The following is a 5,256-nucleotide window of genomic DNA, read 5'->3' as shown; positions in this document are numbered from 1 at the left end:
CTCGATGCGCTTGCGTTCCTTGAACGAAAGCTCGTCGGCGTGGGCTTCAAACAGGTAGGTATCCAGGTCGAAGTCCTTGATGTGCATCTTGGTGTGGAACATGTTCTCCTGGTACACGTTCACGTCGAACATCTCGTACTTCTGGCGGATGTGCCGCGCCAGATAGTCCTGAATCGAGTTGATCTTGTGATCGATGTAGTGCTTCTTGCCCTTCACGTCGCGGGTGAAGCCGCGCACACGGTAATCCATGATCACGATGTCGGACTCGAAGCTGTCGATCAGGTAGTTCAGGGCCTTCAGCGGCGAGATCACGCCGCAGGTGGCCACGTCGATGTCCGCGCGGAAGGTCGCGATGCCATTGTGCGGATGAGTTTCCGGATAGGTGTGGACGGTGATGTGGCTCTTGTCCAGATGCGCCACCGCGCCCGAGATGGAATCGCGGCCCAGCTTGTCCACCACCGGCTGCTCGGAGATCAGGATGGTCACCGAGGCGCCCTGCGGATCGTAGTCCTGGCGGGCGATATTGAGGATGTTGGCGCCGATGATGTCGGCCACGTCGGTGAGGATCTGGGTCAGCCGGTCGGCGTCATAGGCCTCGTCGATGTACTCGATGTAGCGCTGACGCTGCTCCTCGGAGACGGCGTAGCAGACATCGTAGATATTGAAGCTCAGGGCCTTGGTGAGGTTGTTGAAGCCCTGGAGCCGAAGACGCGGAAGTGGTTTCAACAGGCGGCCCTCCGGAAGGCTCACGTTGGCTCTGCGCAGGCGGCACCGGCAGATCTTCAGGGTGCAGCCTGGCCGCACGGTGGCTCCGTGCCGGGCCCGCTGCGCGGGTCGATGGCGTGCGATTCTGACACACCCAAGGGCTGCAATTATGCGACATGCATGCATCGATTTGAAGCCGAGCCCGTGGCCATCACCGCAAGAAGCGCGCGTGCCGTATCGGTGACGACGTCCCGAGGCGCACCGCATCCGGTCCGCAACGGCTCCGGGGCTGCGCATTCATTTCGCTGTACGTTTCGCCACATGACCGTGAATGGCTATAGTATGACAGTCAAGAACGGGGCCCGGGTCTCACTCCATGGTCCTGTGGTACATGACAGGGGATATTCACCGACCAGTCGCAGACGGAAGCTCATCGTGGCCCAACTGAAATATCTCCTGCAGCAGCAATTCGTCCGTCATCACGCGCCAGGTGCACTCGGCCCGGATCCGCAGTCGATGGAGCGTTTCCTTGCGCACTGCCACCGACGCCGCTATCCGAAGAAGACCGCCATCGTGCGGCCGGGTGATCCGGCGAATACCCTGTATTACATCATCGACGGCTCGGTCGCCGTCTGCAGCGAGGACGAGAACGGCCGCGAACTGATCCTGGCCTATATCAACCGCGGTCAGTACATCGGCGAGATGGGGTTGTTCGTGGACCAGTCCCAGCGCGAATCCCTGGTGCGTACCCGAACTGTCTGCGAGCTGGCCGAGATCAGCTACGAGCGCCTGTTCCAGCTGTTCGAGACCTCGCTCAAGGATGAATGTCCCAAGTTGCTGTTCTCGATTGGCTTCCAGCTCACCAACCGTTTGCTGCGCACCTCGCGCCAGGTCAGCCGCATGGCCTTCATGGATGTCACCAACCGTGTCGCCCAGACCCTGCTGGACCTGTGCGAGGAGCCGGACGCCATGAGCCACCCGGAAGGCACCCAGATCCGCATCTCGCGACAGGAAGTGAGCCGCATCGTCGGCTGCTCACGCGAGATGGTCGGCCGCGTGCTCAAGCAACTGGAGGAGCAGGGCACGATCGATGTGACCGGCAAGACCATCGTGGTGCTGGGCACCCGCTGAGCCACACACCGCAACGATCCCCCCGTAGCCCGGATAAGCACCGCACATCCGGGATGGGCCACGACCTGGCCCCGGCAAGCTTTGCGAACAGCACGTTGCGCCTCGCGAGTCGATATCGTCCGCCCCGGATGCGCTTCGCTTATCCGGGCTACGCCTGATCCGGGCCCGCCATCCGAAAGCCACCCCGATCCGCATCTCAACCCGGAAGTGAACCGTATCGTGGGCTGCTCAATGAGCCACACATACCGCCGACTCTCCCGTAGCCCGGATAAGCACCGCGCATCCGGGATGGGCCGCAACGCGGCCCCGGCAGGTCATGCGTACCGCGCATTGCGTCTTACGAGTCGATACCGTCCGCCCCGGATGCGCTTCGCTTATACGGGCTACGCCGGGTCCTAATGCCAGTGCACGCGCGTCACGCTACGGCCGAGGACCCGCTCGACCTTCTTGCACCATTTCGGCGTGGCGTTGACCAGCACCGCCTCCCCTGCCTCGCGCAGCATCGGCAGGTCCCAGTGCGAATCGCCGTAGGCCACGTGCCATGGGGGCGACACGCCGGCTGCCTGCAGCGAACGCACCTTGTTCAGGCCCACGTTGTAAAGGTCCACGCGCATGCCCAGCCGACCCGGTTTCAGACGCGAGGCCAGCAACGGAAGGCCCTTCAGACCCAGTTCGTCAAAGATGCTGCGCACCAGGGTCTCCTCGCAGCCGGTGACGATCATTACCGCGTCGCCCGCGGCCAGGTGGCGCCGCAATTGCGTGAGCGCAGCGCGGTGGAAGCGCCGCGGCTGGCGGGCGAGCGTTGCACCAAAAGCCGTGGCCCGTGTGCGGTAGCGCGCCTCGGACAGGCCGACCAGGGTGGCGAAGATGAACATGCGCACCACCCAACGCCGGGTGAACGGCAAGGTGGGCAGCACGGGCACGGCAAGCAGCAGGCCCAGGACCTGTCGCCAGCGCTCGCGTCGCAGGTGCGCGCGGACGAATTCTCCGAAGGCATCGCCACGCAGCAGCACGCCGTCGAAATCGAACAGCACCGTACGTTGCGCCGGGCGGGACACGGCACTCATCTGCGGGGTTTCGTTCATTGCGTCAGTTGAAGAACAGGCGTCTGAGCTCGGCACCGGGATCCTCGGCACGCATGCACGCCTCGCCAATCAGGAAGCCCTCGATGCCCGCCTCGCGCATGTTCTCGACGTCTTCCGGAGTACGGATACCGCTCTCGGTCACCAGTACGCGGTCGTAGGGCACGTATTCGCGCAGGTCCAGGGAGGTGTCCAGCGAGGTCTTGAAGGTGCGCAGATTGCGGTTGTTGATGCCGATCAGCGATGCGGGTACCGCCAGCGCGCGATCCAGCTCGTCCGCGTTGTGCACCTCGACCAGCACGTCCATGTTCAGCTGCGCGGCCAGCAGAGCGAGCTCCAGCAGCATGTCATCCTCCAGCGCGGCCACGATCAACAGAATGCAGTCGGCGCCTATGGTGCGCGACTCGTACACCTGGTAGGGCGCTACGGTGAAGTCCTTGCGCAGCACCGGCAGCTTGCAGGCTTCGCGGGCGGCCTTGAGGAAGGCCTCGCTGCCCTGGAAGAAATCCTTGTCGGTAAGCACCGAAAGGCAGGCTGCACCGGCCTTGGCGTAGGCCCTGGCAATGCTGGCCGGATCAAAATCCGCCCGGATCAGGCCCTTGCTTGGGCTGGCCTTCTTGACCTCGGCGATCACCGCCGGGTCACCGGCATCGATGCGTGCCTCCATCGCTGCGGCAAAACCCCGTGTATCAGGCAGATCGGCGCAGCGGGCCGCGAGCTCCGACAACGGCAGTTTGGCCTGGCGCTCGGCGATCTCCTCGGTCTTGCGGGCGAGTATGCGTTGCAGGATATCGGACATGGGAACGGGATTTCGAAGAAAGGGTCAGGGTAGATTGAATCGCAGGGGCTGCAGCGGATGCAAGCCGAATCAGGAAGCGCTGTCGGCAAGGGTCTGTGTGGCGCGAACGAAGGCATGCATTTTCCCGAGGGCGGCGCCGCTCTCGATGGTTTCACGCGCCAAATGGATCCCTGCGTCGATACTGTCGGACCGGCCGGTGAGATAGAGCGCGGCGCCTGCATTGATCTGGACAATGTCGCGGGCGACACCGGGCGTTCCCTGGAGTACATCCATCACCATGCGCATCGAATGTTCGGCATCTTCCACGCGCAGGTTGCGACTGGAAGCCATCGCAAGACCGAAATCCTCCGGCTCGATCTCGTACTCGCGGACCACACCATCGCGCAACTCGCCCACCAGCGTGGTGGCGCCGAGCGAAATTTCGTCCAGTCCGTCACGTCCATAGACCACCAGCGCGCGCTGCACGCCCAGACGTTCGAGCACACGCACCTGGATACCGACCAGGTCTTCGTGGAATACGCCCATCAGGATGTTCGGCGCGCCCGCCGGGTTGGTCAACGGCCCGAGGATGTTGAACAGCGTGCGCACGCCCATCTCGCGGCGTACCGGCGCCACCGCCTTCATCGCCGGATGATGGTTGGGCGCATACATGAAGCCGATGCCGATCTCGTCCAGGCATTGGGCCACCTGTTCCGGATTCAGGTCGATGCGCGCACCGAGTGCCTCGAGCAGGTCTGCACTGCCGGATTTGGACGACACGCTGCGGCCGCCGTGCTTGGCCACCCGGGCACCCGCCGCTGCGGCCACGAACATCGCCGTGGTCGAGATGTTGAAGCTGCTGGCCCCGTCGCCACCGGTACCGACGATATCGACGAAATGCGCGTTGTCGGCTACATGCACGGGGGTCGCCAGCTCGCGCATCACACGCGCTGCCCCGGTGATTTCGCCGATGGTCTCCTTTTTCACGCGCAGACCGGTAAGAATCGCTGCGGTCATCAGCGGGGTCACGTCACCAGCCATGATCTGGCGCATCAACTCGACCATCTCGTCGTGAAAGATCTCGCGATGCTCGATGGTGCGCTTGAGGGCCTCGTGCGGCGTAATGGGCATGAAATCTGGCTCCGGGTACAGGTCAGGCTGCCTTGGGCAACTGCAGGCCAAGGAAGTTTCGCAGGATATCGTGGCCTTGCCGCGTCAGGATCGACTCCGGATGGAACTGCACGCCCTCGACCGCCAGGGTGCGGTGGCGCAGGCCCATGACCTCTTCGACGCTGCCGTCCGGATTCTCGGTCCAGGCCGTCACTTCCAGGCAATCGGGCACGGACTCGGGCGCGACTACCAGCGAATGGTAGCGCGTGGCCACGAGCGGATCGGGCAGCCCGGCAAACACGCCCGCGCCACGATGACGCACCGGCGAGGTCTTGCCGTGCATGATCTGCTTGGCCCGCACGACCTTGCCCCCGAACATCTGGCCCAGCGCCTGGTGACCCAGGCACACGCCGAAGATCGGCACCTCACCGGACAGCTGCTCGATCACCG

General features: G+C 63.8%; 6 protein-coding genes. 1 reads left to right on the top strand and 5 read right to left on the bottom strand.

The genetic code is table 11. The annotated features are described in order from the left end of the window. On the bottom strand, positions 1-729 hold a 729-nt coding region (speD, locus tag PF446_RS07065; protein WP_298070592.1), incomplete at its 3' end, for an adenosylmethionine decarboxylase. A gap of 492 nt (positions 730-1,221) precedes the next feature. Here speD and crp point away from each other — a divergent pair. Then, entirely contained in the window at positions 1,222-1,836 is a 615-nt protein-coding gene (gene crp / locus PF446_RS07060) for a cAMP-activated global transcriptional regulator CRP (RefSeq protein ID WP_298070590.1), read from the top strand. A 395-nt stretch (positions 1,837-2,231) separates the two neighbouring features. On the opposite strand, the gene PF446_RS07055 is transcribed toward crp, so the two are convergent. From PF446_RS07055 to PF446_RS07040, 4 genes are all read right to left on the bottom strand, one after another. After that, the gene (locus PF446_RS07055; RefSeq protein WP_298070588.1) at positions 2,232-2,903 is read right to left on the bottom strand and encodes a haloacid dehalogenase-like hydrolase; all 672 of its coding nucleotides are present in this window, start codon (positions 2,901-2,903) and stop codon (positions 2,232-2,234) included. A gap of 22 nt (positions 2,904-2,925) precedes the next feature. Continuing rightward, positions 2,926-3,717, bottom strand: coding sequence for an indole-3-glycerol phosphate synthase TrpC (gene trpC / locus PF446_RS07050; protein WP_298070586.1), 792 nt, complete (start codon positions 3,715-3,717; stop codon positions 2,926-2,928). Positions 3,718-3,786: 69 nt separating this feature from the next. Beyond that, positions 3,787-4,827: an anthranilate phosphoribosyltransferase gene (gene trpD / locus PF446_RS07045; protein WP_298070584.1), complete on the bottom strand. Its 1,041-nt coding sequence runs from the start codon at positions 4,825-4,827 to the stop codon at positions 3,787-3,789. A gap of 22 nt (positions 4,828-4,849) precedes the next feature. Beyond that, the coding region (locus PF446_RS07040; protein ID WP_298070583.1) for an aminodeoxychorismate/anthranilate synthase component II at positions 4,850-5,256 on the bottom strand (407 nt) is incomplete at its 5' end.

The organism is Oleiagrimonas sp., from assembly GCF_027858935.1.
In the GTDB taxonomy this organism is placed as follows: domain Bacteria; phylum Pseudomonadota; class Gammaproteobacteria; order Xanthomonadales; family Rhodanobacteraceae; genus Oleiagrimonas.
Note: the sequence above shows the minus strand (reverse complement) of the source record. Positions and strands in the feature narration are given on the sequence as shown.

What these genes read in the sequence shown, in the direction of transcription:
- crp (WP_298070590.1), top strand. Translation starts at nt 1,222, where the DNA reads ATGGAGCGTTTCCTTGCGCACTGCCACCGACGCCGCTATCCGAAGAAG.
- PF446_RS07055 (WP_298070588.1), bottom strand. Translation starts at nt 2,903, where the DNA reads ATGAGTGCCGTGTCCCGCCCGGCGCAACGTACGGTGCTGTTCGATTTC.
- trpC (WP_298070586.1), bottom strand. Translation starts at nt 3,717, where the DNA reads ATGTCCGATATCCTGCAACGCATACTCGCCCGCAAGACCGAGGAGATC.
- trpD (WP_298070584.1), bottom strand. Translation starts at nt 4,827, where the DNA reads ATGCCCATTACGCCGCACGAGGCCCTCAAGCGCACCATCGAGCATCGC.